General features: G+C 68.4%; 23 protein-coding genes. 11 read left to right on the forward strand and 12 right to left on the reverse strand.

The annotated features are described in order from the left end of the window. Positions 1-181 precede the first annotated feature (181 nt). Positions 182-1,624, forward strand: a complete 1,443-nt coding sequence (gene istA / locus G6O69_RS05440) for an IS21 family transposase (RefSeq protein ID WP_172302464.1) — start codon at positions 182-184, stop codon at positions 1,622-1,624. After that, positions 1,621-2,379, forward strand: coding sequence for an IS21-like element helper ATPase IstB (gene istB / locus G6O69_RS05445; RefSeq protein ID WP_172301648.1), 759 nt, complete (start codon positions 1,621-1,623; stop codon positions 2,377-2,379). Before istA ends, istB begins: the two co-directional genes overlap by 4 nt. A 141-nt stretch (positions 2,380-2,520) precedes the next feature. On the opposite strand, the gene G6O69_RS05450 is transcribed toward istB, so the two are convergent. The 4 genes from G6O69_RS05450 to G6O69_RS39810 all read right to left on the reverse strand — a co-directional run bounded on the left by G6O69_RS05450 (position 2,521) and on the right by G6O69_RS39810 (position 6,475). Next, the gene (locus G6O69_RS05450) at positions 2,521-3,723 is read right to left on the reverse strand and encodes a hypothetical protein (RefSeq protein WP_172302465.1); all 1,203 of its coding nucleotides are present in this window, start codon (positions 3,721-3,723) and stop codon (positions 2,521-2,523) included. Between the two features lie 656 nt (positions 3,724-4,379). Further along, positions 4,380-4,961 (reverse strand): hypothetical protein, encoded by a 582-nt coding sequence (locus G6O69_RS05455; RefSeq protein ID WP_172302466.1) that lies wholly within the window; start codon positions 4,959-4,961, stop codon positions 4,380-4,382. A 213-nt stretch (positions 4,962-5,174) separates the two neighbouring features. Next, entirely contained in the window at positions 5,175-5,975 is an 801-nt protein-coding gene (locus tag G6O69_RS05460) for a hypothetical protein (RefSeq protein WP_176396648.1), read from the reverse strand. Between the two features lie 371 nt (positions 5,976-6,346). Continuing rightward, a complete protein-coding gene (locus G6O69_RS39810; protein ID WP_255215709.1) occupies positions 6,347-6,475 on the reverse strand; it encodes a hypothetical protein in 129 nt (42 codons plus the stop codon). Between the two features lie 125 nt (positions 6,476-6,600). On the opposite strand from G6O69_RS39810, the gene G6O69_RS05465 reads away from it, so the two are divergent. Continuing rightward, on the forward strand, positions 6,601-6,828 hold the full coding sequence (locus G6O69_RS05465; RefSeq protein WP_172302468.1) for a helix-turn-helix domain-containing protein: 228 nt from the start codon (positions 6,601-6,603) through the stop codon (positions 6,826-6,828). A 68-nt stretch (positions 6,829-6,896) separates the two neighbouring features. Continuing rightward, positions 6,897-8,042, forward strand: coding sequence for a site-specific integrase (locus G6O69_RS05470; protein ID WP_172302469.1), 1,146 nt, complete (start codon positions 6,897-6,899; stop codon positions 8,040-8,042). 207 nt (positions 8,043-8,249) lie between these two features. On the opposite strand, the gene G6O69_RS05475 is transcribed toward G6O69_RS05470, so the two are convergent. Together G6O69_RS05475 and add are read right to left on the reverse strand one after the other, a co-directional pair. Then, entirely contained in the window at positions 8,250-8,915 is a 666-nt protein-coding gene (locus G6O69_RS05475) for a cyclase family protein (RefSeq protein WP_172302470.1), read from the reverse strand. Beyond that, positions 8,912-9,961: an adenosine deaminase gene (gene add, locus G6O69_RS05480; protein ID WP_172302471.1), complete on the reverse strand. Its 1,050-nt coding sequence runs from the start codon at positions 9,959-9,961 to the stop codon at positions 8,912-8,914. The genes G6O69_RS05475 and add overlap by 4 nt, the downstream gene beginning before the upstream one ends. Before the next feature lie 88 nt (positions 9,962-10,049). Here add and nhaC point away from each other — a divergent pair, with 88 nt between their 5' ends. From nhaC to G6O69_RS05500, 4 genes are all read left to right on the forward strand, one after another. Then, positions 10,050-11,516: a Na+/H+ antiporter NhaC gene (gene nhaC, locus G6O69_RS05485; RefSeq protein ID WP_172302472.1), complete on the forward strand. Its 1,467-nt coding sequence runs from the start codon at positions 10,050-10,052 to the stop codon at positions 11,514-11,516. Positions 11,517-11,634: 118 nt separating this feature from the next. Next, the gene (locus G6O69_RS05490; protein ID WP_172302473.1) at positions 11,635-12,762 is read left to right on the forward strand and encodes a ferritin-like domain-containing protein; all 1,128 of its coding nucleotides are present in this window, start codon (positions 11,635-11,637) and stop codon (positions 12,760-12,762) included. Further along, positions 12,759-14,684: a DUF255 domain-containing protein gene (locus G6O69_RS05495; RefSeq protein WP_172302474.1), complete on the forward strand. Its 1,926-nt coding sequence runs from the start codon at positions 12,759-12,761 to the stop codon at positions 14,682-14,684. Before G6O69_RS05490 ends, G6O69_RS05495 begins: the two co-directional genes overlap by 4 nt. 298 nt (positions 14,685-14,982) lie before the next feature. Beyond that, the gene (locus G6O69_RS05500) at positions 14,983-15,546 is read left to right on the forward strand and encodes a hypothetical protein (protein ID WP_172302475.1); all 564 of its coding nucleotides are present in this window, start codon (positions 14,983-14,985) and stop codon (positions 15,544-15,546) included. Positions 15,547-15,564: 18 nt separating this feature from the next. Here the strand turns inward: G6O69_RS05500 and G6O69_RS05505 are convergent, their stop codons facing one another. After that, a complete protein-coding gene (locus tag G6O69_RS05505) occupies positions 15,565-17,031 on the reverse strand; it encodes a dihydrolipoyl dehydrogenase (RefSeq protein WP_172302476.1) in 1,467 nt (488 codons plus the stop codon). A 93-nt stretch (positions 17,032-17,124) separates the two neighbouring features. Between G6O69_RS05505 and G6O69_RS05510 the strand changes: the two genes are divergently transcribed. Continuing rightward, positions 17,125-18,060 carry a ribonuclease Z gene (locus tag G6O69_RS05510; protein ID WP_172302477.1) on the forward strand — a complete coding sequence of 312 codons (936 nt, stop codon included), beginning with the start codon at positions 17,125-17,127 and terminating at the stop codon, positions 18,058-18,060. A gap of 37 nt (positions 18,061-18,097) precedes the next feature. Here the strand turns inward: G6O69_RS05510 and G6O69_RS05515 are convergent, their stop codons facing one another. Further along, positions 18,098-18,691: a cytochrome P460 family protein gene (locus G6O69_RS05515; RefSeq protein ID WP_172302478.1), complete on the reverse strand. Its 594-nt coding sequence runs from the start codon at positions 18,689-18,691 to the stop codon at positions 18,098-18,100. A 206-nt stretch (positions 18,692-18,897) separates the two neighbouring features. Next, on the reverse strand, positions 18,898-19,620 hold the full coding sequence (locus G6O69_RS05520) for a hypothetical protein (protein ID WP_172302479.1): 723 nt from the start codon (positions 19,618-19,620) through the stop codon (positions 18,898-18,900). Positions 19,621-19,643: 23 nt separating this feature from the next. On the opposite strand from G6O69_RS05520, the gene G6O69_RS05525 reads away from it, so the two are divergent. Next, the gene (locus G6O69_RS05525) at positions 19,644-20,219 is read left to right on the forward strand and encodes a 3'-5' exonuclease (protein ID WP_255215710.1); all 576 of its coding nucleotides are present in this window, start codon (positions 19,644-19,646) and stop codon (positions 20,217-20,219) included. Between the two features lie 4 nt (positions 20,220-20,223). Here G6O69_RS05525 and G6O69_RS05530 read toward each other — a convergent pair whose 3' ends face one another. Both G6O69_RS05530 and G6O69_RS05535 read right to left on the reverse strand, forming a co-directional pair. After that, positions 20,224-21,468: a hypothetical protein gene (locus G6O69_RS05530; RefSeq protein WP_176396649.1), complete on the reverse strand. Its 1,245-nt coding sequence runs from the start codon at positions 21,466-21,468 to the stop codon at positions 20,224-20,226. 266 nt (positions 21,469-21,734) lie between these two features. Continuing rightward, positions 21,735-22,274 (reverse strand): alpha/beta hydrolase, encoded by a 540-nt coding sequence (locus G6O69_RS05535; RefSeq protein WP_172302481.1) that lies wholly within the window; start codon positions 22,272-22,274, stop codon positions 21,735-21,737. Positions 22,275-22,424: 150 nt separating this feature from the next. On the opposite strand from G6O69_RS05535, the gene G6O69_RS05540 reads away from it, so the two are divergent. After that, positions 22,425-23,459 (forward strand): hypothetical protein, encoded by a 1,035-nt coding sequence (locus tag G6O69_RS05540; protein ID WP_172302482.1) that lies wholly within the window; start codon positions 22,425-22,427, stop codon positions 23,457-23,459. A 34-nt stretch (positions 23,460-23,493) separates the two neighbouring features. Here G6O69_RS05540 and G6O69_RS05545 read toward each other — a convergent pair whose 3' ends face one another. Next, positions 23,494-24,357 carry a serine protease gene (locus G6O69_RS05545; protein WP_172302483.1) on the reverse strand — a complete coding sequence of 288 codons (864 nt, stop codon included), beginning with the start codon at positions 24,355-24,357 and terminating at the stop codon, positions 23,494-23,496. Between the last annotated feature and the right edge of the window lie 17 nt (positions 24,358-24,374).

Raw genomic sequence — 24,374 nt, forward strand, 5'->3', positions numbered from 1 at the left:
GTCGACGTGTCGATGCCGGCGAGTTGCGTGGACGAAGGCGAACTGATCGACGACAATAACTTTTGCCGGTCGACGACAACTAAACCTGCCGGTCCGAGCCAGCCAGAACGCGCGTGGGACGCTGGGGAGCAGGAGCCCCCACGTGGTCACGGACGAGCAAGTACGGCTGCTACGGAGCAAGATGAACCAAGGCAAGACACAGCAGGCCGCAGCAGCGGCGGCGGGAATGAGCGTGAGGTCGGCGCGGAAGTGGCAGAGCGGGCCACTGCCCTCGCAGACCAAGGAGCCGCGGCACTGGCGGACGCGCAAGGATCCCTTCGAGGGGGTGTGGGAGGAGAAGATCGTCCCGCTGCTCGAGCGGGACAAGGAGGGCGAGCTCGAAGCCAAGACACTGCTGAAGCAGCTGATCGAGGAGAAGCCCGAGCGCTTCAACCAGGGCCAGCTGCGGACGATGCAGCGGCGGGTCCGGGACTGGCGAGCGCTGCACGGACCAGACAAGGAGGTCTACTTCCAGCAAGAGCACCCGCCCGGCGAGGAAGCGGCGCTGGACTTCACCAACTGCAACGAGCTGCAGGTGACGATCGCGGGCGAGCCCTTCCGCCACCTGCTCTTCGAGCTGGTCCTGGTCGCGAGCGCGTGGACCTGGGCCTGCGTGGCGCTGTCGGAGAGCTACGAGGCGCTGGTCGAGGGGCTCCAGCGGGCACTGTGGGCCCTGGGCGGGGTGCCGCGGAAGCTGACCCTCGACAACATGTCGGCGGCGACGCACGAGCTGAAGAAGGCGCGGGGCCGGAGCCTCAACAAGCGCTTCGCGGACGCGTGCACGCATCTGGGCATCGAGACGGTCCGGCGCATCAACGTGGGCAAGTCGCACGAAAACGGCGCGGTCGAGGTCCGGCATCGGCGAACCAAAAAGCTGCTGAAGCAGGCGCTGATCTTGCGGGGCAGCCGGGACTTCGCCAGCGTCGAGGATTACGAGCGCTTCGTCCAGCAGACCCTCGAGCGCGAGCACAACCAGCACGTCACGGCGAAGCTCGAGCTCGAGAGCCCCTTGCTGAGGCCGCTGCCGATCAAGCCGGTGCCGACCTACACGACCGAGACGCCGAAGGTCCGGCGCTGGAGCACGATCAAGGTGCGGGGGCGGATCTACTCGGTGCCTTCGCAGCTGATCGGCCACCAGGTCGAGGTCCGGCTGCACGCCAACGAGGTCGAGCTGCGCTACGGCGGTGAGGTGGTCGAGACCTTCCCGCGGCTGCGAGGCGAAGGCGCGCACCGCATCGACTACCGCCACGTGATCGCCTCCTTGGTGCGCAAGCCCGGGGCCTTCCCCAACTGCTTCCGCGAGGAGCTGTACCCCTCGCTGATCTTCCGCCGGGCCTACGACGCGCTCGAGCGCGCTCGACCCGGGCGCGGCCACGTCGACTACGTGAGGATCTTGCACCTCGCGGCGATGACGATGGAGTCGACGGTCGAGGCCGAACTCGCGCAGCTGCTCGAGGCCGGCGCGCCCTTCGACTACGCGACGGTCAAGCAGCGGGTCCAGCCCACGGAGTCCGAGGTCCCGCAGCTCGAGGTCGGCGAGCCCGATCTGGGCGTCTACGACGAGCTGCTCGGAGGTGCGGCGTGAACCCTCGACCCCCCGCCCACGCCGAGCAGATCACCACGCTGCTGCGCAGCTTCAAGCTGACGACCGCGGCCGAGGAGCTGGTCCCGCGCCTGGTCACCGACGGCCACGAGCCAGCGCTGGCGACGATCGCCGAGGTCCTGGACCTCGAGGCCGAGGCCCGCCACGCTCGCCGAGTCGCTCGCCTGCGCCGGGCCTCGAAGCTCAGCGTCGGCAAGACCTTCGAGACCCTCGACGACAAGCGGCTGCCGCGACCGGTGGTCCGCAAGCTCCGCGAGCTGCAAGCCGGCGACTTCCTCGACGAGGCGATCAACGTGCTGGCCTTCGGCCTGCCCGGCGTCGGCAAGAGCCACGCCCTCGCGGCCCTCGGCCACGCCCTCGTCGAGCAGGGCCGCTCGGTGCTGTGGACGCCGACCTACTCGCTGATCCAGGAGCTGCTCGCGGCCAAGCGAGATCTGGAGCTGCCCCGGAAGCTGCGTCGGCTCGACAACTTCGAGCTCGTGATCCTCGACGACATCGGCTACGTCAAGCAGTCGGCCGAGGAGGCCGAGGTCCTCTTCACCCTGCTGGCCGAGCGCTACGAGCGACGCTCGACGGCGCTGACGAGCAACCTGGTCTTCAGCGAGTGGGACCGGATCTTCAACAACAAGATGGCGACCTCGGCCGCGATCGACCGGCTCGTGCACCACTCGGTGATCCTGGAATTCAACGTGCCCAGCTACCGGACCGAGAAGGCCAAGGGGCGCAAGAAGGGCTGACGCCCGACGACAACTACACCGGGCTGCGACAACTGCCCGAACGACAACTACCCCGCGCGCGAGGTCGCCGTGCACGGGGACGCGCAAGTCTCGCACCGGCAGGAATAATCGTCGCCAATCGGAAAAAATAATTGACGCTGATCAGAGGTGCTTCCATCGTTCGTAGAGCTCATGAGCTCCGGCGTGAGTGCTCGTGGATGCGGCGTGGATTGCCTGCTTGTTCTTTCGATCGAGCTTGGCTAGTCGCTTGGTCAATTTCCCGTGGCGTTCGCCCAAGACCTCCTTGCGTGCAGCAGCCTCCTTGTAACTGGTCGAGCGATGAGAGAAGCTCTCCAAGATACGTTCGATCTCGCGGAGCTCGGATTGGATCTCGGTGAGGTGAGTCGAGCAACGCTTGATGGCACGACCGAGCTTCTCGAGCTTCCAGACAGGCGCAAGCAGGGCTTGAGCTTGCTCGGCCCGCGAGACATGGGAGCGCAGTAGGAACAGCGTCTCTGTATACTGATCGAGTTCGGGGGCGGTGAGATCGCCGGAATCTGGATGGGCGGTGATGTACGCCTCGAGCCCCTGGAGTACGGAGCGTGCTTGATCCATGCCGTGGTGCGCCGCAGTGCCCTCCTCGATGTCGAGATCGATCCAATGTAGCCACCTACAGACCGCCACCAAGGCAGCGACAGGATCGGGCGAGACACACTCCGTGTTGGACTCCTCTGGAGACTCGACGGACAGCATCCACCCACGCGTTCGCTCAGGCCACTGCGCCTCCGCCCAGGCTATGCAGAGCCAGGAGACGAGCTCCGGCAAGAGCTTGTCCCGGAGTTCCCGACTGATCGCTGCAGTCGTCAGCAGCAGGTGCACGACGCCCTCGAACAACACGATGGCGTTCTGCGGAGCCTGGACCGCGAGTTTGCGCATTGGCTCCCGGTACTTGCGGGCGAGCTTCAGCACCGCCTCGACGAGGTTGGGCGACAAGTTTCCTTCGGTATTTCGTTCGCCACCCGATTTCGTGCGCGCTCCGCTCGTTTGTTCGTCCTCCTCCTCGTCTTGCGTGACCTCGTCCAGGTCACTCGGGGTCCACGCATCGTCCCCGTCGTCGTCCGTCGACGGGGTCGAGAGCGCCACTTCGATGAGCTGGGTCAGTTCGAGCAGCTGGGCCCGTGCGCTCCCACCCATGTGCCGGACACCGATTGGCAGCTCGTCGACAATCTCGAACTCCCCTATGGCCTCGGGCTCTCGCCGCCCCCCCACGTTCTTCTTGGTCGGCGCGGGCTTCGACTCGGTGTTCGCCGCGACGTTGCCGTGAAGGCGAGCGAGAATCTCCCCGATCTGTCCCAAGATCTCCACCCGGAGTGGGTCGTCGATTGGACCTTCTCCTCGACGCGCCCGCTTGATCCGAGCGTGCCACGTTGGCGTGTGGAGGTCGGCCGTGTGGAGGACGAGCGCAGCACTGTCTCGGTATCCAGGTGCCCGCGCGACGACGCGCGAGACGCCGCGAGGCTCTTCCTCGAGTAAGCACACCCATTGAGTCGGTTGGTCACGTTCAGCTGCGAGGAGGCTTCGACTCGAGCCGTTGTCCAACCAAAATTCCACGTCCAGATTCGGTGCCATGAGCTCGATAACGAGTGTGCGACCAGACAGAGCGACCATTGGCTGGGGCAGCAGCGGCAGCTTCTCAATTGGCCGGCGCTCGACCTCCGCTGCCTCACTCCACTCGGCTGGCTCAAACCGTGCGACCTCGAACATCCCCGAGAACGCGTCGGGCTCGAGGGCCTGGCGGACTACCACCGCCTCTACATTTCGACCCGCCCACGCAGCGCTGGACAGGTTCGCACTCCCTACGACCAACATCGCCGATTCTGCGCCCTTGCGATGGATCACCTTCGCGTGCAGCCGTCGGCCAGTCCCGTCTGAAATCACGCCCGTCTGGAAGCCGGATGGGGTAGGAGGTGGCCGTCGCTCGTCGGCCGCCAAACGCACGCTCGAGAGTCGCAGCCGTCGGCTCAACTCGCGGTTGGTCTTGTGGTTGTAGTCCTGAAACGGAGCCGCAAGTAGACTTTCGTCGCCATCGCCACCCAGGTCGATGCTCTCGAGTTGCTCGTAGAGACTCTGGTACCCAGCGAATGGAGGAATGACGCGTCCCCCTTGCCTCCGTTCGTCGCAGGGACGCGCGCGAGCAAGTGGGTGCGCTCGCGTTGTGGGAGGGAGGCCAACTCATGCTTGATGAGCGCGCGAAAGAATTCCCGAACTTGGTCGAGGGCGGCCGACTCGGCCTGCCCGTCGAGTCGATCGAAGGCTTCGAGGTTGCGGCCCATGCCCGATGGAGTGAGGTTGCCGCTGCCCACGAGTGCAACGTTTCGGTGGCAGAACAAATGGACTTTGGGATGGAATGCCCGTGCTCCCCAGTCGACGGGGACGAGGTAGTAGTCGCGGCCGGCCGCTGTCAGGCTGCCGACAGCACCGACTGCCGGCGTGTAGCCCGTCGTCCGGTCGACGAACACCACGATCGGGGATGCTCGACGCCGAACAAGCTCCGGCAGGAGGACAGCCTCAAAAAATGGCGCGTTGAGCGTGTAGCTGGTCAACAGAGTTGTGCCCAGTGGACTCTCTGGCCACGCCTGCCACAAAGTGCGTACGTACGGGCTGGTCTGCGGGTTCGCCAAAGCCGCGGTTCCTAGTAGTGACTCGTGATGGCTGCGCAAGTCCGCTGGGAGCCGCCAACGGAGATTAGCCCGAAACGATAGCACGATATTCGGGTGCCAGGTACCAAGAAGTCGGAGGTGCTCATTAGGCTGCCTTTAGTCCGCTCGTCCGGTCCACGTGCTCCACAACTCGATGAGCCGCCGACCATTGACCGCCTCAAGTAGAGCCCAGCCCAGTTCCGTGAGCATCCACTCCATCTTGAACGGCTCGTGCTTAACGGTGCCGATGGACATCCCTGGAGGAGATTTGGGCTTGCCGCGAGGCCGCTCCGGATCCTGCCACCATGGTGTGTCGCGGATGAGGCTGTGTCGCTTGAGAGCTTGATAGGAGTACGAATCAAGTGGGTGAGAACGAACTCCACTCGGCGAGATGAAGTACAGCTTGAAATCATGCTGGAGCATCTTTCGAGGGAACATGCGGGGGCTGCCTTCGGGCGTCTCTTCAATGTTCTCAACCCCCTCAATCATGTAGCGCTTCAGCAGTTCGAGATCTTGAGGGACGAGTTGTGGGGCGAGAGATAGGATCCGAGGGATGGCTTGACTTGGTGCAGAGACCTTGTGAACCCCCGCTGCGACTAGGGCCAGCATTTCGTTGCCCAAGATGGGATCGTGCGAGAGTCGGAGTACGGACAAGAAGGCGTCCTTGAGCAGCGTGAGTGCCTCCGCGCGTTGGGCTGGAGGGAGGGAGTCGTCGAGCGCCGCGAGCCACTGTGGGTCTGAACCGGTCTCGATGGCATGCTGGGTCATCGCTGCTAGCAGTGAGTCCAGCATGGCCAGCGAGTGCTCTGTCGTTGCCTGCTCGAACTCGTCTAGCAGCTCCCGCTTTTCGGACTGCCCCAGAGCCCACCTGCCAGCTCGCAGCGCTTGACGACCCACGGAAAGAGGACTCGGCGGCATGACGAGATGATAGTCGACCAGTCAGCCGAGACGGAGTTGCCGTACCGCGGCCACGAGTCGAGCAGTCGTTGTCGAGACCGTGGTCGAGGTCGCGCTGAGAGCCGGTGCTGCCAGTGTGCTGTGACCCTGCACTTGCCCGCCCCCCGCGGCGGAACCCCACGGAACTAGACGGCACGAGAAACCCAAGCAATTCCAACGGGATGCGTGCCAAGTCCGCGCCATCATTGGGAAACTTCGCACCCCGTCGGAGACCCTAGCAGGATTCACAGCGCTGCTGAGATCGTACTCGGCGCGATCTTTGAGGGTCGCGCCGGGCCAAGTTGCTCGACGCTTTGGCGTGGGCGACCTTCGTACCTGGGATGCCCAGCTGCTCAGGAGCGCAGGCGGTTGGCCCGGGTGAAGGCCCGCAGCACGTCGAAGGCCAGGCCGACGTGCCAGCCCCGGGGCGAGACCCGCACGCTGTACTGGCCGGGCTCGTCGGTGGCCGGAAGCCCAGCCACCCAAGGGCGACTGTGCGACCCGACATCACCGCCCGGCCTACACACCGGAACGATCGCAAGACGTCGGCATCGATCCCCGCCCCACGGCCGTTGGCGGCCTTTCGGACCCGCGCCACACTCCTTGGATGGCGCGCCGATCCCGTCGCCTGCCAGGCTTCGAAGACCTCCCCCTGCTCCTCCAGGCAGACGAGGTCGCCCAGCTCCTCCGCGTGAGCCGCAAGGCCGTGTACGCCATGGTCGAGCGCGGAGAGATCCCCGGGGTCACCAAGCTCGGCCGGCGGCTGCGCTTCCGCCGTGACGCTCTCGAGGCGTGGCTGGCCTCCTCCGTCGAGCCTGGCCCGTGGGCTGGCTAGGTCGATCCCCCGCTGCTAGGCTGGGTGGGCATCAGACGTGCGGTCGCGCCTCTCAGGAGAGACAGGCAATGACCGTGAAAATCAGGCCGTACCGCAAGGGCGGCTGGGAAGTCGACATCATGATCCGGCTCGACAACGGAGAGCGATACCGCGAGCGCCGCAAGGCGCCCGTCGAGCTCAAGTCGGCCGCGTTGCGCTGGGGTCAGCAGCGGGAGCGCCACCTGCTCAAGCACGGGCCCACGCCCAAGACGTCGACGCGCACCAAGGCCGGGGCGGCGCCCCGGTCGGAGACGAAGGAGGTCCCGACCTTCGCCGAGTTCGCGCCGCGCTTCCTCGAAGGACACGTGTACGCCAACCGGCACAAGCAGACCACCGTCAAGAACACCAAGAAGAAGCTGCGCCTTCACATCCTCCCCGCCTTCGGGGGCACTCGGCTCCATGAGCTCGCGCCTGAGGACATCCAGCTCTTCAAGGGCCAGCGCAAGCACCTCGCCAACAGCACCGTCAACAAGCTCCTCGGGCAGGTCAAGACCATGCTCAAGGTCGCCGTCCGCTGGCGGATCATCGAGGCGATGCCCCTCGAGATCGAGATGCTCAAGCTGCCCATGACCGCGATGGAGTTCTACGACTTCGACGAGTTCGAGGCGCTGGTCACCGCGGCGACGCGGCTGGACCACCGCATGCTCGTGATGGTCCTGCTCGGCGGCGAGGCGGGCCTGCGCTCCGGTGAGATCCGCGGCCTCGAGTGGTCGTCGATCAACTTCCGCCGGCGGCTGCTCACGGTCGAACAGGCGGAGTGGGAGGGCCACGTGACGCTGCCCAAGCACGACAAGATCCGCACGGTCCCCATGACCGAGCGGCTCACGAAGGCGCTCAGGAAGCACCGGCACTCACAAGGCCCGCGGGTCCTCTACGAGGACGACGGGGAGCCCTTGCACGTCAACAGCCTGGCGAACTGGCTCATGAAGCTGTGCCGGCAGGCCAAGCTGAAGTACAGGTCGCCCCACAAGCTCCGGCATACCTTCTGCTCCCACCTCGCCATGAGGGGGGCGCCCGCGAGGGCGATCCAGGAGCTCGCCGGGCACGGCAACCTCCAGACGACGCAGCGCTACATGCACTTGAGCCCTGCTGCGCTCGAGCGGGCGATCAAGCTCCTCGAACTTCCTTCGCCCGGCTCGCCGGTCGGGAGTGGAGACATGGTGGAGACGGTCTAGCCGGGCTCCAGAAACTTGTTTGATCTCGATGGCTTAGGGGCGTATTCAGGATTCCGTGGTGGAACCCAGCGCGGCTCCTGGCGCCGGGTTTTTCGTCGAGGGCGCGAAGCCAAAACGCCGCTGTACCGGGCGTACTGCCAGTTTTGGCGACAAAGCCCTCGGCGAAAAGACCAAGCCAGGTGTCGTGTTGGGTTTCACCACGGGCTCCTAGCAGAGCTCGAGCAGCGCGCCCGGCCGACACAGCAGCGCGCGGACCGGGGCCGCCTCGACGCCACGCAGGGGCAGAGGTGAGGTCAACAGCACCCACTCGCCAGCGCAGTCTTCCACGCCGCTCAGGTCGAGGGCGACCAGCGTCGGCACGCCCGCGGCGGCGAGGACCCGATGCGCCCGCAGCTCGAGGTCGTCCGCGGCGTCGAGGCTGTAGTGATCGAAGCCCACGCTGCGCGGCCGCGCCTGGGCGAGGATCTCCGCCGCCTCCGGGCTCAGCGTGACCAGCTTCGAGAAGTCTCCGGCCACCAGACGCGCGGCGTTTTGCGTGGCGATCAACAGGTGCAGCCCGGGCGCGAGCGCTCGCCCGCCGAGGGCCGCCTGGATCCGCGCCGCCGAGATCTGGGCGCCCGCGGGGACGTCTCGCAGATCCAAGACCCGCGCCGGACCGCAAAAATAGCCCGGGCCGTAGGCGTCGAGGCTCGCCCCCTCGGCCAGAAAGTGCGCCGGGCAGTCGACGTGCGTGCCCACGTGACAGTCGAGCTCGAGGCGGGTCACGGTCAACGGATCCCCGCGCGAGATCTCGGCGACGCGGCGCAGCCGGGGCCGCGGATCTCCGGGGAAGACCGGCGTGTGCTCGGTCAGCGCGAGGCTCAGATCGATCACGCGCAGGTCCTCGCGACCTCGGCCTGCTCGGCGAGCAGCGCCCGCTTGCCCGCCGCGCTCATGAAGCTGTGCTCGACCGCCGCCGCGGCCACGGCCAGGACCTGCGCGCGGTCCCAGGCGAAGCTCGCCGCGCAGCGCCGATACTCCTCGACCAAGGTCGTGCCGAAGAGCGGCGGGTCGTCGCTGTTGATCGACAGCGGGAGCCCGGCCGCGAGCAGGCGCGGGAGCGGATGCTCGGCCAGGCTCGGGTAGAAGCCCAGGACCACGTTGCTGGTCGGGCACAGCTCGAGGGGGATCCCGCGCTCGCGCAGCGTGGCCATGAGCGCGGGGTCTTCGACGCAGCGCACCCCGTGGCCGATGCGCTCGGCCCCGAGCAGCTCGAGGTTGGCGCGGATGCTCTCGGGCCCGTCTTGCTCGCCGGCATGGGGGACGCTGTGCAGGCCCTCGGCCTTGGCCCGGGCGAACACCGGCGCCATCGCGTCCACCGGCCAGCGCGGACCCTCGGGACCGCCGACGCCCAGCGAGATCACGCCCTGCTCGCGCCCACGCACGGCCAGGTCGAGGGTCGGCGCGGCCTGATCCGGGAAGCTGCGGACCACGTCGAAGACCCAGGCGATCTCGACGCCATGCTCCGCGCGAGCGCGTTGGCGCCCCTCGGCCAGGCCCGCGAGCATCGCGTCCGCATCGACGCCCCGGGCGACGTGGGTCATCGGCGTGAAGGTGAGCTCCGCCCAGCGCACCTGCTGCGCCCCGAGCCGCGCCGCCACGCCCACGACCGCGTCGCAGAAGTCCTCGGGCCGCTCGAGGCAGCGCGAGAGCGCGACGTAGAGCGCGATGAAGTCGGTGAAGCGGCGGAAGCGATAGGCCTCGCGCAGACCCTCGACGCCGCCCTCGGCCCCGGGCAGCGTCACGCCGCGACGCGCCGCGAGGCGCAGGGCGAGCTCCGGCACGATGCTGCCCTCGAGGTGCACGTGCAGCTCCGCCTTGGGCAGCGCGTGGATCAGTCGGTCGAGGCCGGGCTCGAGCTCGAGGGCTGCGTCGCTCACCAGCGCACGGTATCAGCTCGCGGCCACCGTGGCGCCCGCGTCGGCGCGCTGGACAAGACCGCCCCCAAACCGCCATTCTCGTCATGAAATGGGCGGATCCGTGCAAGAAGAGCAGCCACGCAGCGCGACGCCGGAGCCCGGCGTGACGCCGATCCCCTTCATCTGGGCGCTGGTCCCCGTGCTCGCGCTCATCGGTCTGCTCTTCGTGACCATCGTCGTGCTCGACGGCTCGGGTCACATCCCGCTGATCCTCGGCGCCTGCGTGGCCGGGCTCGTCGCCTGGGCCCACGGCTACGAGTGGGAGGCGCTCCAGGCCGGGATCCTCAAGGCCATCGGCCTGGCCATGGGGGCGATCTTGATTTTGCTAATCATCGGCATGCTCATGGGCACGTGGTTGGCCGCCGGCATCGTGCCCGCGCTGATCGCCTGGGGCCTCGAGCTGCTCTCGCCGCAGTGGTTCCTGCCGGCGAGCTGCGCGGTGTGCTCGATCGTCAGCCTGGTCTCGGGCTCGTCGTGGTCGACGGCGGGGACCGTGGGCCTGGCGCTGATCGGCGTCGGCGAGGCCATGGGCATCGACCCGGCGATGACCGCCGGCGCGGTGATCAGCGGGGCCTACTTTGGCGACAAGCTCTCGCCGATGTCCGACACCACCAACCTCGCCCCCGCCATGGCCGGGACCGAGCTCTTCGTGCACATCCGCCACATGCTGTGGACCACGGGGCCCGCGTGGGTGATCGCGATGCTCGCCTACACCCTGATCGGCCTCGGCCTCGAGGGCAGCGCCAGCGCCGAGTCGGTAGCCGAGATCACCACGCTGATCGACGAGACCTTCGACCCCGGGCTGATCCACCTCGCCGTCCCGGCCGTCGTCGCGCTGATGGTCGCCTACAAATTTCCGGCCCTGCCCACGCTGTTGACCGGCGCGCTGCTCGGGGGCGTGATGGCCTGGATCATGGGGGCCAGCGCCGCCGACGTGCTCGGCGCGGCCATGAACGGCTACCAGCCCGACACCGGCTCGGCCGCCGTCGACGAGCTGCTCGCGCGCGGGGGCATGAACAGCATGGCGGGTACGGTGTTACTCGTGCTCTGCGCGATGTCCTTTGGGGGCATTATGGAACACACCGGGCAGCTTCGCGCGCTGGCGAGCAAGACCCTGGCCGCGGCCAAGAGCACCGGCTCGCTGATCGCCGCCACGATCCTCACGGCGATCGGCATCAACGTGCTCGCCGCGGATCAGTACCTCGCCGTCGTCGTCCCCGGGCGCATGTACGCCCACGAGTACGCCGCGCGCGGGCTACACCCCAAGAACCTCTCGCGCGCCCTCGAGGACGGCGGCACGATCACCTCGCCGCTGATCCCCTGGAACACCTGCGGCGCGTTCATGAGCAGCACCTTGGGCGTCGCGACCTTGGCCTACCTGCCGTGGTGCTTCCTCAACCTGCTCAACCCGATCATCGGTGTGTTGCTCGGCTTCACGGGCTGGACGATCGCGTCCACGCCGATCTCCGGTCAGGGTGCGGGTGAGGACGAGGCAAAAACACCCGGGGCCGAATGACCCATCACACCGTGACGTGAGCGGTAGGTTTTCGACGTTCTCGCAATTGAGCGCGCAGATTTTAATCACGACCACATTTGATACGGCACCGAGTCACTTCCACGCTAACCTTCGAGTGATGGAGATGCGTCATGCCGTTGTCACTGCCCTCGCCCTCCTGCCCCTCTCCGGCTGCCCGACCACCTGGAACTGTGATCCGCCAGAGGAAGACTTCGACCTCGACGAAGAGGTGAGCGCCGAAGAGCTCGACGAGCTGATCGCCTCCCTGATCGAGGGCGGCGACACGGAGCAGACCAGCCGAGACACGATCCGCTGCGAGACCGTCTGTGAGTCGGTCTACGCCGAGCTTCGTGGCTGGAGGGCCTTCGAGGTCGAGCGCTGCACCCTGACCCTGCCCGAAGAGGGCGCGGACGGTCAGGACACCGACACCACCAGCGAGCCAGGGCGAGTCGTCTGCGAGGGCGTCGGCATCGAGTACTACTGCAAGGGCCGTCGACCCCTCGGTCACGTCGAGGGCGGAGACCCCGACTGCGTGGACGCCCTCGGCGAGAGCCTCGCGGCCATGGCCTACCTCGAGGCGGCCTCGATCCACGCCTTCGAGGAGCTCGCGGCCCAGCTCGAGTCATGGGACGCGCCAGACGAGCTCATCGCGCGCTGCCGCGCCGCGGCCGAGGACGAGCGCAACCACGCCCGCTGGATCCACGCCCTCGCCGAGCTGCGTGGGGCACGAGTCCCCACGCCCACCACCACCCCCCGGGCGCAGCCCACCTTGGTCGAGGTCGCCACGCACAACGCCGTCGAGGGCTGCGTGCACGAGTCCTTCTCTGCCCTGCTCACGGCCAGCTTCGCCCGCCAGGCTCAACACCGCGCGCTGCGTCGGGTGTTCGCCCGCCTCGCCGCCGACGAGCTGCGCCACGGTCAGCTCGCCTGGGATCTGCACGAGTGGCTGCGCGAGCAGCTCGACGAGGACGAGCGCGCGCACGTGGACGCGGCCCAGCGCGACGCCATCGCCAAGCTGCGCGAGCGCGGCAGCGCGCTGGCGTGTGTGCCCGAGCCCCTCGGTCCGCCCGCCCCCAGCATCGCCGAGACCATGACTCAGGTGTTCGCCGACGCCCTGCTCGAGGCGGCCGAGCTCGCGCCCCGGCGCTCGCACTTCGACTCGCTCTTCGCCTCGCCGAGCAGCCCGCCGCCGCCTGTGTTTCAGCCCTTTCGGGTGTTCCACCCTCACCAGCCGCGGATGTCTTGAGCGCGGATCTCGTGCGCGTGGCTGGGCGAACAAACCGGCTTGCGAGGGCGCTCGGCCTGTGCACGCTCGCGTGCGCCCTCGCCTGCTCGGCCCAGCGCGACCGGGGCCAGGCCGAGGCGCCCGCCGAGGCCGCGCCAGGCGAGCTGGCCTGGTCGGCCTGGGACCCCGCGAGCTTCGAGCGAGCTGCCGACGAGGATCGCCTGATCCTCATCAACGTCGTCGCGCAGTGGTGCCACTGGTGCCACGTCATGGAGACCACCACCTACCGCGACCCCGAGGTTCAGGCGCTCTTGCGCGCGCACTTCGTGATCATCCGCGTCGACTCGGACGCGCGCCCGGATCTGCTCGAGCGCTACCGTCGCTGGGGCTGGCCGGCGACCGCGATCCTCTCGCCCGCGGCCGAGCCGGCCATCAACCTCCGTGGCTACCGCGAGCCCGAGCGATTCGCCGCGCTCTTGCGCACCCTGGTCGCGGAGCACGAGGCCGGAGAGCTGCGTCGCTTTGATGAGAATGGGGATCAAAATGGGGACGAGCCCGCGTCCATCGAAGACCAGGACCTCGAGTCGCTGCGCCTTCGCGTGGCCGCCAACCTCGACGGCCTCTTCGACCCCGAGGGCCTCGGCTGGGGTCGCAAGCAGAAGTACCCCTGGCCCGGGCCCATCGACTACGCCCTGCTGCGCGCGCGCCTGCGCCCAGACCAGCCCGATGAAGCGCGCTGGCGCGAGCGCGCCCTGGCCACCCTCGCGGCCGAGCGCGCGCTGATCGACCCCGTGTGGGGCGGCATGTATCAGTACTCCCTGCGCGGGGTCTGGGATCGCCCCCACTTCGAGAAGATCGCCATGGTCCAGGCCGGCGGCGTGGAGAACTACGCCCACGCCGCCATGGTCACCGGCGACCCACGCTGGCTCGCCGACGCCCGCGAGCTCACCCGCTACCTGCTCGAGCGCATGCAAGACCCCCGAGGCGGGTTCTACTCGAGCCAGGACGCCGACCTCCGCCGCCACGACGGCGAGGACATCCACGGCGATGAATTCTACGCCCTCGACGACGCCAGCCGCCGGGCCCTGGGCCAGCCGCGGATCGACACCGCGATCTATGCCGACCTCAACGGGCTGATCATCCACGCGCTCACCGAGCTCGACCGCGCCGCGCCCGACGAGGACCTGCGAGCCGCGGCCGTCCGCGCTGGCGAGCGCCTGCTCGCTACCCACCGCACCCCCGCGGGCGCCTTCACCCACGCAGATGTTGGCGCAGATGTTGGCGCAGACGCGGGCGCGCCGGTCGACGACGCCCAGCTACACCTGGGGGATCAGAGCGCGGTCGGGCTCGCCCTGCTCGGCCTACACCGCGTGACCGGCGAGGCGCGCTGGCTCGACGCCGCCCGCGAGCTCGCCGCGGCCATGGTCGACGTGCTCGCGGCCGCCGACGGTGGCTTCTACGCCCACGGCGAAGATCCCCAGGCCATCGGCGTGTTCGCTCAGCGCCGCAAGCCCCTGCCCGAGAACGCCCGCGCCGCCCGCTTCTTGATCGAGCTGGCGGCGCTCGACGCTCGGGCGGACGAGCAGCCCTCCCCCTGGCTCGACCTCGCCCGCGCGACCTTGCTCGCCCTGGGCCCCGAGCACCTCGCCGCGCGCAGCAAGCTCGTCGGCGACTACCTGATCGCCCTCGAGCAGCTCGCAGGCCCGCGCTTCGACCTCAGCGTCGTCGGCGAGGCCGATGATCCGCGCACCGACGCGCTGTGGCGGGCCGCGCTGGGGATCTACGAGCCGCGCGCCACCGTCGAGCGCAGCTCGCCGGGCGTCCGCTACCCCGACACGGGGGCGCCCGCCGTCTACCTATGTAGCGATCGCGCGTGCTCGCGACCGCTGCGCGACCCGGACACCCTCGCCGCCGAGGCCGAGGCATTCTTCTCCTCGCCTTGAGCCCGCGCCCGCTCGCCGCCCAACACTACATTTGCGCAATTCACGCAAATTGTCTCGACTCTGAACTCACCCGCAAACGACCCCCTGGTCGCGAGTCTGACAGCCCCTCGCGCGCCCGCGCCCACATCCATATTTATCCGCAGTTCGGCTGTCCGAGTATGCGAAATGACGTCGAACACATGTGGGCCATCGGTCGTTGGAGCAGTGATCCATTTGGCACTGCTCGCGATTCGAAATGTTCGAATCCAGCCATTGGCGACCAAGTCCGCTTGGACTAGGCTGGCCAAGAGGACGAAGCTTGTTCATCAAAGGCACCATCTACGCTGGTCGGCGGACGCTCATCCGTGAGCGTTTCGGTGAGGAGGCCTGGGAGCGCTTCGAGGCGACGCTGCGAGAGCGGCAGCCTTCGCTGCGCCGACTGATCACCCCGACGAGCCTGCTGGAATTCGACGACTACGTCGGCCTCCAGGCCCTGCTGCTCGAGATGTTCTACGAGGGCAACGAGCGCGCCTACTGGACCTTGGGCTATCAGTCCGCCGACTGGGCGCTGACCGAGGGCCCCTACGCGCACTTGCTCGACAGCGCGCGGCGTGGCCAGGTCAAGCTCCAGCCCCTGACCACGCGGCTGTGGCGGGTCTACAGCGACGAGGGCCAGTTCACGACCGAGGAGACCGAGAACGGCTTCGTGGTCGCGATCGAGGGCCCCTCGCGCTGGCATATCTCCCTCGAGTACTCGGCCATGGGCTACGTCCACAGGCTCTTCGAGCTGATCACGGATCGCCGCCTCGATCCCCAGCGGATCGAGGGCGCAGCCGACAACAAGCTCGGCTGCCGCTACCGCTTCGAATTCATGGACCGCTGAGCGGCCGCGCGCGGGCGCTCAGACCCCGGGGCCGCAGTCCAGGGCGTGGGGCTTGGCGACCAGCTTGAGCTTGCGCGCCAGCCTCTGGATCGCCGTGCGCAGCCCCTCCTCGAGCACCGGGTGGTAGTAGGGCAAGGCCAGCGCCCGCTGAGCGGTGACCTTCTCCTCGATCGCCCAGGCCAGCAGGTGAGCGAGGTGCTCGACCTGCGGCCCGACGAGCTCGGCCGCGATCAGCGTCCCGCACTTGTGCGACGCGTAGATCCTCGCCCGCCCGCAGTTCTTGGCCATGACCCGGGCCCGGCCCTGGTTGCCGAAGCTGACCTCGCCGGCCTCCCACCACTCGCCCTCGCCCTCCTCGGGGATCTCGCCGACGACCGCGACCTGGGGATCGCAAAACAGCACGCCCAGCGAGACGTAGCGCGGCTGCGCACGGACGTCGGGCCAGCGCCCCGCGTTGATGCCCGCGATCCGCCCCTCGGCAGCGGCCTCGTGGAGCAGCGGCCGCGTGCCGGTGACGTCGCCGGCCATGAAGATCGGGTGCTCGCCGATCTGCCCGGTGCGCTCGTCGAGGCCGAGCGGCGCGCCGCGATCGTCGAGCTCGATCCCCGCCTCGGCGAGCTGCAGGCGCTCGAGCTGCGGCCGGCGACCCGTAGCCGCGAGCACGTACTCGAACTCGTCGCTGTGCGCGTTGCCCTCGGCGTCGGTCCAGCTCAGGCGCACCCCCGCGCCGCCGCCCTCGAGCTCGATCCGCTCGCCGGCGATGTCCTCGACGCCCAAGTCGAGATCCAGGCGCGCCTCGAAGCACCTGCGGACCTCGGCCTGCATCGGCTCGCTCTTGACCAGGGGCATGCGCGTCGCAACGTCGAAGACCCGCGTGCGCGCGCCCAGCCGGGCCATGGCCTGGCCGAGCTCGAGGCCGATCACCCCCGTGCCGACCACGGCCAGCGAGCGCGGGATGGTTGCGAGCTCGAAGATGTTCTCGTTGCTCAGCAGGCGATCACCGAGGTCGCGCAGCGGCGGCGGCACCCAGGGCGCCGAGCCGGCCGCGATGACGATCACCTCGGCGTCGACGTGGGTCTCGCCCTCGCCGTCGAGGCCCTCGACGACCAGGCTCTTCGGCCCGACGAAGCGCGCCCAGCCGCGCAGCTTCTGATCCTCGGGCAGCGCCTCGGTCGACTCGACAACGCCGCCAGCGAAGTGATCGCGCTCGCGGCGGACCCGGGCCATCACCGCCTCGCCGTCCACGCGAACCTCGGCCTCGACCCCGAACACCCCCGCCTTTTGCGCCCCGTGGGCCGCCTCTGCCGCGGCGATCAGCAGCTTGGAAGGCATGCAGCCGACGCGCGCGCAGGTCGTGCCATAGGGGCCGCCCTCGATCAGCAACACCCGCTTGGCGCCGTTGGCGAGGGCCTGGCGGCGCGCCACCAGGCCCGCCGAGCCCGCCCCGATGATTGCGACATCGACCTCGCGCTTCGTTTCGATCATTGTTCAAGCCTACGTCCATGCGGCGAGAAAAGATACGCCGCGCGCCCGCGGGGCTGGCCTCTCGCCGACGAGCGGTTATGCTCGCGGCCCTCCATGTCCGTCCGCGAGCTCGTCGTCCTCGGTACCGCTAGCCAGGTACCCACGCGCTACCGAAACCACAACGGCTACCTGCTGCGCTGGGATGGCGAGGGCCTGCTCTTCGATCCCGGCGAAGGGACCCAGCGCCAGCTGATCCACGCCGGCGTGTCGTCCACGGACATCACCAAGATCTGCATCACGCACTTCCACGGCGACCACTGCCTGGGCCTCGCAGGGATCTCCCAGCTGCTCTCCCTCGACGGCTGCCCCCACCCCGTCAACGTCTACTACCCGGCCTCCGGCGACAAGTACTACCGCCGCCTGCGGCGGGCCTCGATCTACCACGACCGCGCCGAGGTCCACAGCAACCCGATCCGCGAGCCCGGCGAGATCTGGCGCCACGAGCAGGCCGGGCGCGGCGTCAGCTTGCGCGTGCTCCCGCTCAGCCACGGCGTGCCCACCTACGGCTACCGCCTCGAGGAGCACGCCGGCTGGACCATGCAGCCCGAGAAGCTGCGCGAGGCCGGGCTGCGCGGGCCGATCATCAAGCAGCTGCAGATCGACGGCCAGGTCGAGATCGAGGGCCGCGTCGTCACCCTCGACGACGTCGCCCTGCCCCGCCGCGGCCAGGTCGTCGCCTTCGTCATGGACACGCGGCTGTGCCAAAACGCCTTCGAGCTCGCCGCCGGGGCCGACATGCTGATCTGCGAGTCCACCTACCTCGACGAGGACATCCAGCGGGCCAAGGACAACGGCCACCTGACCGCGCGCCAGGCCGGTGAGATCGCCGCCCAAGCTGGCGCCCGACTGCTCGTCCTGACCCACTTCTCGCGGCGCTACGATCGCACGGCGCCCTTCTTGGAGCAGGCCCGCGAGGTCTTCGACGGCGAGGTCGTCGCCGCGCGCGACTTCGACGTGCTCCCCGTGCCCAAGCGCCTGCGCCCCGACTGAATCCACAGGCTGAGCCAACACACCGGGGGTCTCGGCCTCAGAGCTGATCCGCCGGCGCCACGCCGAACAGCCAGTCGGCCGCGGCCCGCGGCTCGTGACAGCTCACGCAGTAGCCGACCACGCCGGCGTCGCTGATGTTGCCCTCGAGGTCGGCGTTGCCCCACCACCAGTCGTCGTGTTCCGGGTCGTAGCCGGCCTCGGCCTTGACCATGATCGTCACGCCCACGGCCTCGCCCATGTCGTCGAGGTGCTCCTTGACGATCATCGCCCCCGCAGGGAAGTCCGCCGTCGCCTCGGCATCGTCGGGATCGATGGCCCGGTAGGCGTCGGCGTACTGCGCGGGCACCCAGACGTTCACGCTGGCCGCGAGGCCGTGCTGGCTGGCGAAAGGGGCCGCGTTGATGCGCTCGAAGTCCGGGTAGCCGAGGGCCTGGTCGACCAAGGCGGCGGCGTCGGGCTCCCCCGGCTCGCCGCCGCTCTCGTCGACGCCTTCATCCGCGCTCCCGCCCTCGCCCTCATCCCCATCCCTGGCCCCCTCCCCAACGCAAGCGCCCGCAGCCAGGCACAGGCACAGCGCCACGATCGAGGCGGGAGAGCGTGGACAGACGAAGCACGCGAGTGAAGAGCGCATGGCAGCCCAACTCCCGGGCGCCCGCGAGTGTTACGCGCGCGTCGCCTCGGCGCCCCGCCGCCCCCCCAGAGAATGGCCATTCACGCGGGGAGACAGAGTGACGGGAGGGTTCCAGCGGGGGATCGTCATGCGTGGCCTCGTGCGAGGCCTACGGGATCACGACCGCCAGACGTTGTCGAACCGCGCCGCTCAGCGCGAGGGGGCGGCTAGTAGAGCGCGGCGGCGCCTCGGTGATCCGGGAGCCCCTGCCGCGGCTTGTTGAGCCGGTAGGCCCCCTGGTCGATCCAGCGCGCGAACAGGCAGGCGTAGTCGTCGGCGTCGAGCTCGGCGCGGCGTTCTTCGAGCAGCGCGCCCGCGCGGGCGAGGGCGGCGCTCGCCTCTGCCAGGCGCTCGTCCGCGCCGGGCTTGGACCAGACGAAGGCCTGGACCAGCGCGAGCTCGATGCGCGCAGCCGGCTCGGCCTGGGCTTCGAGCACGGCGGCTTGCTCGAGCAGGCCGCAGGGATCGGCGCGGCGGCGCAGCGCCAGGTTGACCCGCCCGAGCAGCAGCCAGATCCGCGCGGGGCTCTCGCTCACGGGCGGTCGGTCCCAGGGCTCGAGCAGCTCCTGGCCCAGCGATGTCGGGAGGTCGCTGAAGCGGGTGTGGTACTGGCCCATCCAGCGCACGCGGTCGTCGACCGCGGCGGGCAGGCCGAAGCAGCGCAGCGCTCGCTGGCCCCACACGCCGCCGTCCTTGCTGCCACGCCCGCGTAGGCGCCGGAGCCCGCGCTCGACGCTGGGCAGGTCCTCGCTGAAGCCGCGGCGCTGCGCGAGGTGGGCAGCCGCCGCCGCCAGCGAGCCCCGCTCGGCGACGAGGCGGTCGACGTAGTCCCCCCAGTCAAAGCCGGCGCGAGGGCTGGTTTGTCCTTTTTCTTGTCCGGGCGTGGTCATCGAACGCCATTAGTCTGAAGGGCATGAGAAAAGCAGACAACATGCACGCGCGCGACTATCTCGTGATCGATCTCGAGGCGACCTGTGACGACAAGGGGGCCGTGCCCAAGCGGGAGATGGAGATCATCGAGATCGGCGCCGTGCTCGTGGATGGGGAGATCTTCGAGCCGATCGCCGAGTTCCAGCGCTTCGTTCGGCCGCTGCGTCACCCGAAGCTCACGCCCTTTTGCACGCGGCTGACCTCGATCACCCAGGCCGAGGTCGACGCGGCGCAGACCTTTCCGGCGGTGCTCACCGAGCTGCGCGAGTTCATGGCCGGAAGTGAGGCCGTGTTTGCCTCGTGGGGCAAGTACGACCACATGCAGTTCCGCCAAGACGCGGCCTTTCACGGGGTGAAGCTGCCCTTTCGCGGTCAGCACCTCAACATCAAGGAGGCCTTCAGCGCGGCCGTGGGCACCACGAAGCGCTTTGGCATGGCCGGGGCCCTGCGCCGCTTGGGCTTGCCGCTCGAGGGGACGCATCACCGGGGCATCGACGACGCCCGCAACATCGCGCGGATCTTGCCCTACGCCGTGGGCGCGCAGGTGATCCCCGGCTGAGCACTCACTTGGCGAGGAAATACTGACAGCTGTTGTTCGTCGGCCCGCCGGGGCAGTCGTAGTGACAGGCCCACGACTCGAAGGTGATCGGGCACTCCTTGGGGTTCCAGGTCATGGTCGGCTGATCGTAGAACCACGCCGAGAACACCCCCGTGCCGTTGCCAGCGTAGTCCACGGTCCACTCGGCCAAGCCGCCCCAGTCGACGCTGTCGACTTCGACCATGGTGCAGCTCTGGGTCCCGCTGATGTCCCAGTCGCAGATGCCATCGCGGTCCCAGTACAAGCTCTCGAACTGGTGAAAGTCGACCACGCGGTTGCCGTCGGCGTCGCCGCTGAGCTGTTGGTCGTAGCCCCACCAGTCGAACTCGTCCTCGCCGGGGTGGTCGTAGATGAAGTTCTCTGCGACGAGCCCCTCGGGCGTGCGCGTGCCGGTGGCGTTCTCGGGGGAGGTCGCGTTGGTGAACAGCTCGGGCATCTGGCCCTCGGTGTAGACGAAGTTCTCGCCGAATTCGCCGGCCAGCACGTACTCGAATTGGGCCGCGTCCGTGGTCGTTCGCGTCAGGCTGCATCCGGTGCGCGTGGTCACCACGCTCTCGACGATCTCGGCGTCGAGGATGTCGAGGGTCGTGGACGTGTAGCTCGAGCTCTCGTCCCCCTGCTCGTCGATGGTGCCCTGACCGACCACGGTGGTCGAGACCCGCCAGTGCGCCGGGTCGTAGCTCACGGTCCACTCGAAGGCGCCGGTCTCGAGGTCGTAGCTGCCCTCGATACCGGTGATCTCGGCGCCCACGGGATCGTAGCTCCAGGCACAGCTGTTGTTCGCGCACTCGGCGTGGGTGAGGTGAAAGGACAGGCCCGCCGGGATCTGGACGGCCTCGGCGCAGGACAGCTCGGGGAGCTCGAGCACCAGCCCACCATCCGTGGTGTCGGTCTCCGTGTCAGTCTCCGAGGCGGCGTCGGTCTCCGTGTCGGTCGAGTCGCCGTCCGTCGAGTCGCCCGCCGTCGTCTCGCCCTCCGTCGCGTCACCATCGGTCGAGTCCGTGGAGTCCGTCGAGTCCGTCGAGTCGCCCGCCGTCGTCTCGCCCGCCGTCGTGTCGTCTGCGCTGTCGAGGCCGTCCGTATCCGGGCCGCCCGTGCCCATGTCACCGGCCGTCTCCGTCGCCCCGTTCTCATCGGCGCCCGCGTCTCCTTCGTCATCTTCTTGCGGACATCCGGCCAGACACACCATGACACCGCATGCGAGTGTCATGACATATGAGGTGTTCCGCTGGGAGAAACTCGCGCCCCGATCGTCACTTGTCATTCATTAGTGTATGTCTGCACTCACCACCCCCGTCAAGCGTGCATTCCGGCATATGCTCATGTCATCGATTGACGAGTTTGCCTCGCATGATTCGGATGAGGGCATCAGCGCCATCTCCGTGAATATGGCGACACCCAGATACAGTTGGGGCCGCGCGCCCGGATGACGCCGCGTTCACGGACATCGGGCGCCGACGCCTGCCTGCTCGCCCCTCAGAGCACGGACGAGAGCTGCGCGCGCACCAGCTGCGGGTCTTCGAGCATGATGTAGTGCCCCGCCTGCTCGGTCACGACATGCTCGAAGTCGCTGATCCCCTCGCCCAGGCGCTCGTGCGCCTCGAACCACAGCTGGCGATCTTCGGCGTCGTGGTCGGCGTCGATCTTCATGCTCGTCAAGACGATCACGGGGACATCGGGCAAGCCCGGGAGCCCCTCGAAGTGGGCAGAGTCCTCGATCAGCTGGCGAGCCTCGGCCGTGGCGCCATCGTCCGGCCCATAGGCAGCCGAGAACGTCTCGACGATCATGTCCTCCTCGGCCTGCGTCGGCTGATTGTAGCTTTCGTGCGCACTATCGACGAAGACCATCGCCGCGACCGCCTCGGGGTGCTCGAGCGCATAGTCTCGAATGATCATCCCGCCGAGCGAGTGCGCCACGAGCACCACCTCGCGCCCCTCGCCGAGCGCGTCGATCACCTGCCCGAGATCGGCGGAGAGGTGGGGGATGTCGCGGGGCTCCGGCCAGCTGGGCTCCACCGCGGACTGTTAGCGAGCCTCGCCGAAGAATCCAGCTCCCGGGCGAGGGCGAAGGACGCTGGAATTGCGCCCAGGCAGGTCTCCAGCACAACCAGCCGCGACCGCCCCCCCTTCACACCCTGCCATGGACGAGCTGCTACGCTCCCTGCGATGGACCGCCCCTCACGCCTCGCGTTCGTGTCGTTCACAGCGCTGACCCTGGCCGCGTGTGCTCAGCCCAGCTCGGACGATCCCAGCACGGAGAGCTCGACGACGGCAGCGACCGAGACCGAGACCGAGACCGACGCCGGCGCATCGACCGAGACCGAGACCGGCACCGGCAGCTCGACCGAGACCGACACCTCGACCGACACCGATACGGACACCGGCAGCTCGACCGAGACCGACACCTCGACCGAGTCCGACACCTCGACCGAGTCCGACACCGCCGGGGACCCCTGCCGCCACAACGTCGTGGTCATGGGCTACTGGCCGCCAACCAACGAGATGCTGCGTCAGTGGAGCCAAAACCCCGAGCAAAACCCCGACGGCTGGATGGGTGAGGACTGGCACGGCCACGGCTACGACGTCTATTCGTTCTTTCCCGAGTTCCCCCCGGACGGCGACCCCTCCAACGACAACATCGGTGACCCCGGCGCGGTCGGCTCGGAGGACTCGGACCTCCAGGTCGACTATCAGGACACATCGCTGGATTTTTGGCAGCTCGTCGACGAGTACGAGCCGGTCATCCTGATCACGACGAGCCGCGGCGGGCAGATCGGCTGGGAGATCGAGGCGATCGAGGGCGGCCACGACGGCGGCCTGGGCCCCGCCGAAGACTGGTATCCCGACGGCTACGGAGACGAGGTCCTGCCGACCCAAGACAGCGTCCAGCCGCGCACCTGGGCGGGGATCTCGATGTACCGCCAGGGCGTCCAGCTGCCCTCGCAGCTGCCCATCGACGAGATCCTCGCGGCGACCGATGCCCTCGGCCTGACCAACGTCGAGATCAACGACGAGACCAGCGGCAATTTCCTCTCGGGCTTCCTGGGCCTGCACGGGCTGCTCTACAACCTCGAGGCCGAGCACAACCTGGCCGCGGGCCACATCCACGTGGGCTACGGCCTGCCGACCGACGACGCCCGCGCGCTGATCGAAGAGACCCTCGAGACCGTGCTCGAGGTCCACCCCCTGGCCTGCGAATAGCGGGCTTCGTCGGGGAGCTCCGCCGGCCGCTCGCTCACTTCGTGAAGTCCACGCCGCGGTGCGTGGGCCAGCTCAGCGCGTACTTCTTCATCACGCCATCGACGACCGCGAACACCTCGTGCGTCCCTTCCTGCGCGGGGATCACCAGCTTGGGCCCGCTGCCCACGGCCTCCCCGTCCAGGAATATCGCGACGTTCTTGGGCGCGACGAAGAGCCAGCACTGGCAGTGAAAGCCGATCTGATCGAGGCTCCCCAGGGCCTCGTCGATCTTGATGCCATAGTTGACGTTGTTCGCCGACTGGATGCCCGCGGTCACGATCCCGACCACGCGGCCCTGGCGATCGAAGATCGGGCCGCCCGAGTTGCCCGGGTTGAGCGGGATGTCGGTCTGGAACACTGGTTTTTGCGCGCCCACCGGGTAGATGTTGCTGATCATCCCGATGTTGAAGGTCCAGACGCCGCCGGTCCCATGACCGATCGAGCCGACCCACGCGCCCACCGCCAGGGAGTCGGCGTCGGCCAGCGCCAGCGCCTTGGTCTGCTTGAGGTCCACCCACAGCAGGGCGAAGTCGAGCTGGCCCTTGGCCTTCTCCTGGACGCTTCCCTGGAGTCGACGGCCGTCTCGGAGCACGACGCTGACGGTCTTGGCGTCCCCGACCACGTGGGCCGCGGTCAGGATCCAACCGTCGTCGGAGATGAAGAAGCCCGAGCCGTGGCCTTGCTTGGTCGAGATGAACACGACGGAGTCGGCCAGCGAGTCGTAGAGGGCCGTGCGCCACTGCTCGATGTCGGCGACGCTCTGGGCCCCCCGCTCCACGGGCGTCTGCGCGGACGCAGGCGCGAGCAAGGAGGCCGTGAGCAGGAGCGAGAGGAGCCCGCGGATGATCATCATCGTCATGTCGACCTCCCCCGCCC

The sequence above is a fragment of the Pseudenhygromyxa sp. WMMC2535 genome, from assembly GCF_011083025.2.

Coding starts and splice junctions, on each gene's coding strand:
- istA (WP_172302464.1), top strand. CDS start 182: ATGAACCAAGGCAAGACACAGCAGGCCGCAGCAGCGGCGGCGGGAATG.
- G6O69_RS05460 (WP_176396648.1), bottom strand. CDS start 5,975: ATGCCGCCGAGTCCTCTTTCCGTGGGTCGTCAAGCGCTGCGAGCTGGC.
- G6O69_RS05465 (WP_172302468.1), top strand. CDS start 6,601: ATGGCGCGCCGATCCCGTCGCCTGCCAGGCTTCGAAGACCTCCCCCTG.
- G6O69_RS05470 (WP_172302469.1), top strand. CDS start 6,897: ATGACCGTGAAAATCAGGCCGTACCGCAAGGGCGGCTGGGAAGTCGAC.
- nhaC (WP_172302472.1), top strand. CDS start 10,050: ATGGGCGGATCCGTGCAAGAAGAGCAGCCACGCAGCGCGACGCCGGAG.
- G6O69_RS05490 (WP_172302473.1), top strand. CDS start 11,635: ATGGAGATGCGTCATGCCGTTGTCACTGCCCTCGCCCTCCTGCCCCTC.
- G6O69_RS05505 (WP_172302476.1), bottom strand. CDS start 17,031: ATGATCGAAACGAAGCGCGAGGTCGATGTCGCAATCATCGGGGCGGGC.
- G6O69_RS05510 (WP_172302477.1), top strand. CDS start 17,125: ATGTCCGTCCGCGAGCTCGTCGTCCTCGGTACCGCTAGCCAGGTACCC.
- G6O69_RS05515 (WP_172302478.1), bottom strand. CDS start 18,691: ATGCGCTCTTCACTCGCGTGCTTCGTCTGTCCACGCTCTCCCGCCTCG.
- G6O69_RS05520 (WP_172302479.1), bottom strand. CDS start 19,620: ATGACCACGCCCGGACAAGAAAAAGGACAAACCAGCCCTCGCGCCGGC.
- G6O69_RS05525 (WP_255215710.1), top strand. CDS start 19,644: ATGAGAAAAGCAGACAACATGCACGCGCGCGACTATCTCGTGATCGAT.
- G6O69_RS05530 (WP_176396649.1), bottom strand. CDS start 21,468: ATGACACTCGCATGCGGTGTCATGGTGTGTCTGGCCGGATGTCCGCAA.
- G6O69_RS05540 (WP_172302482.1), top strand. CDS start 22,425: ATGGACCGCCCCTCACGCCTCGCGTTCGTGTCGTTCACAGCGCTGACC.
- G6O69_RS05545 (WP_172302483.1), bottom strand. CDS start 24,357: ATGACGATGATGATCATCCGCGGGCTCCTCTCGCTCCTGCTCACGGCC.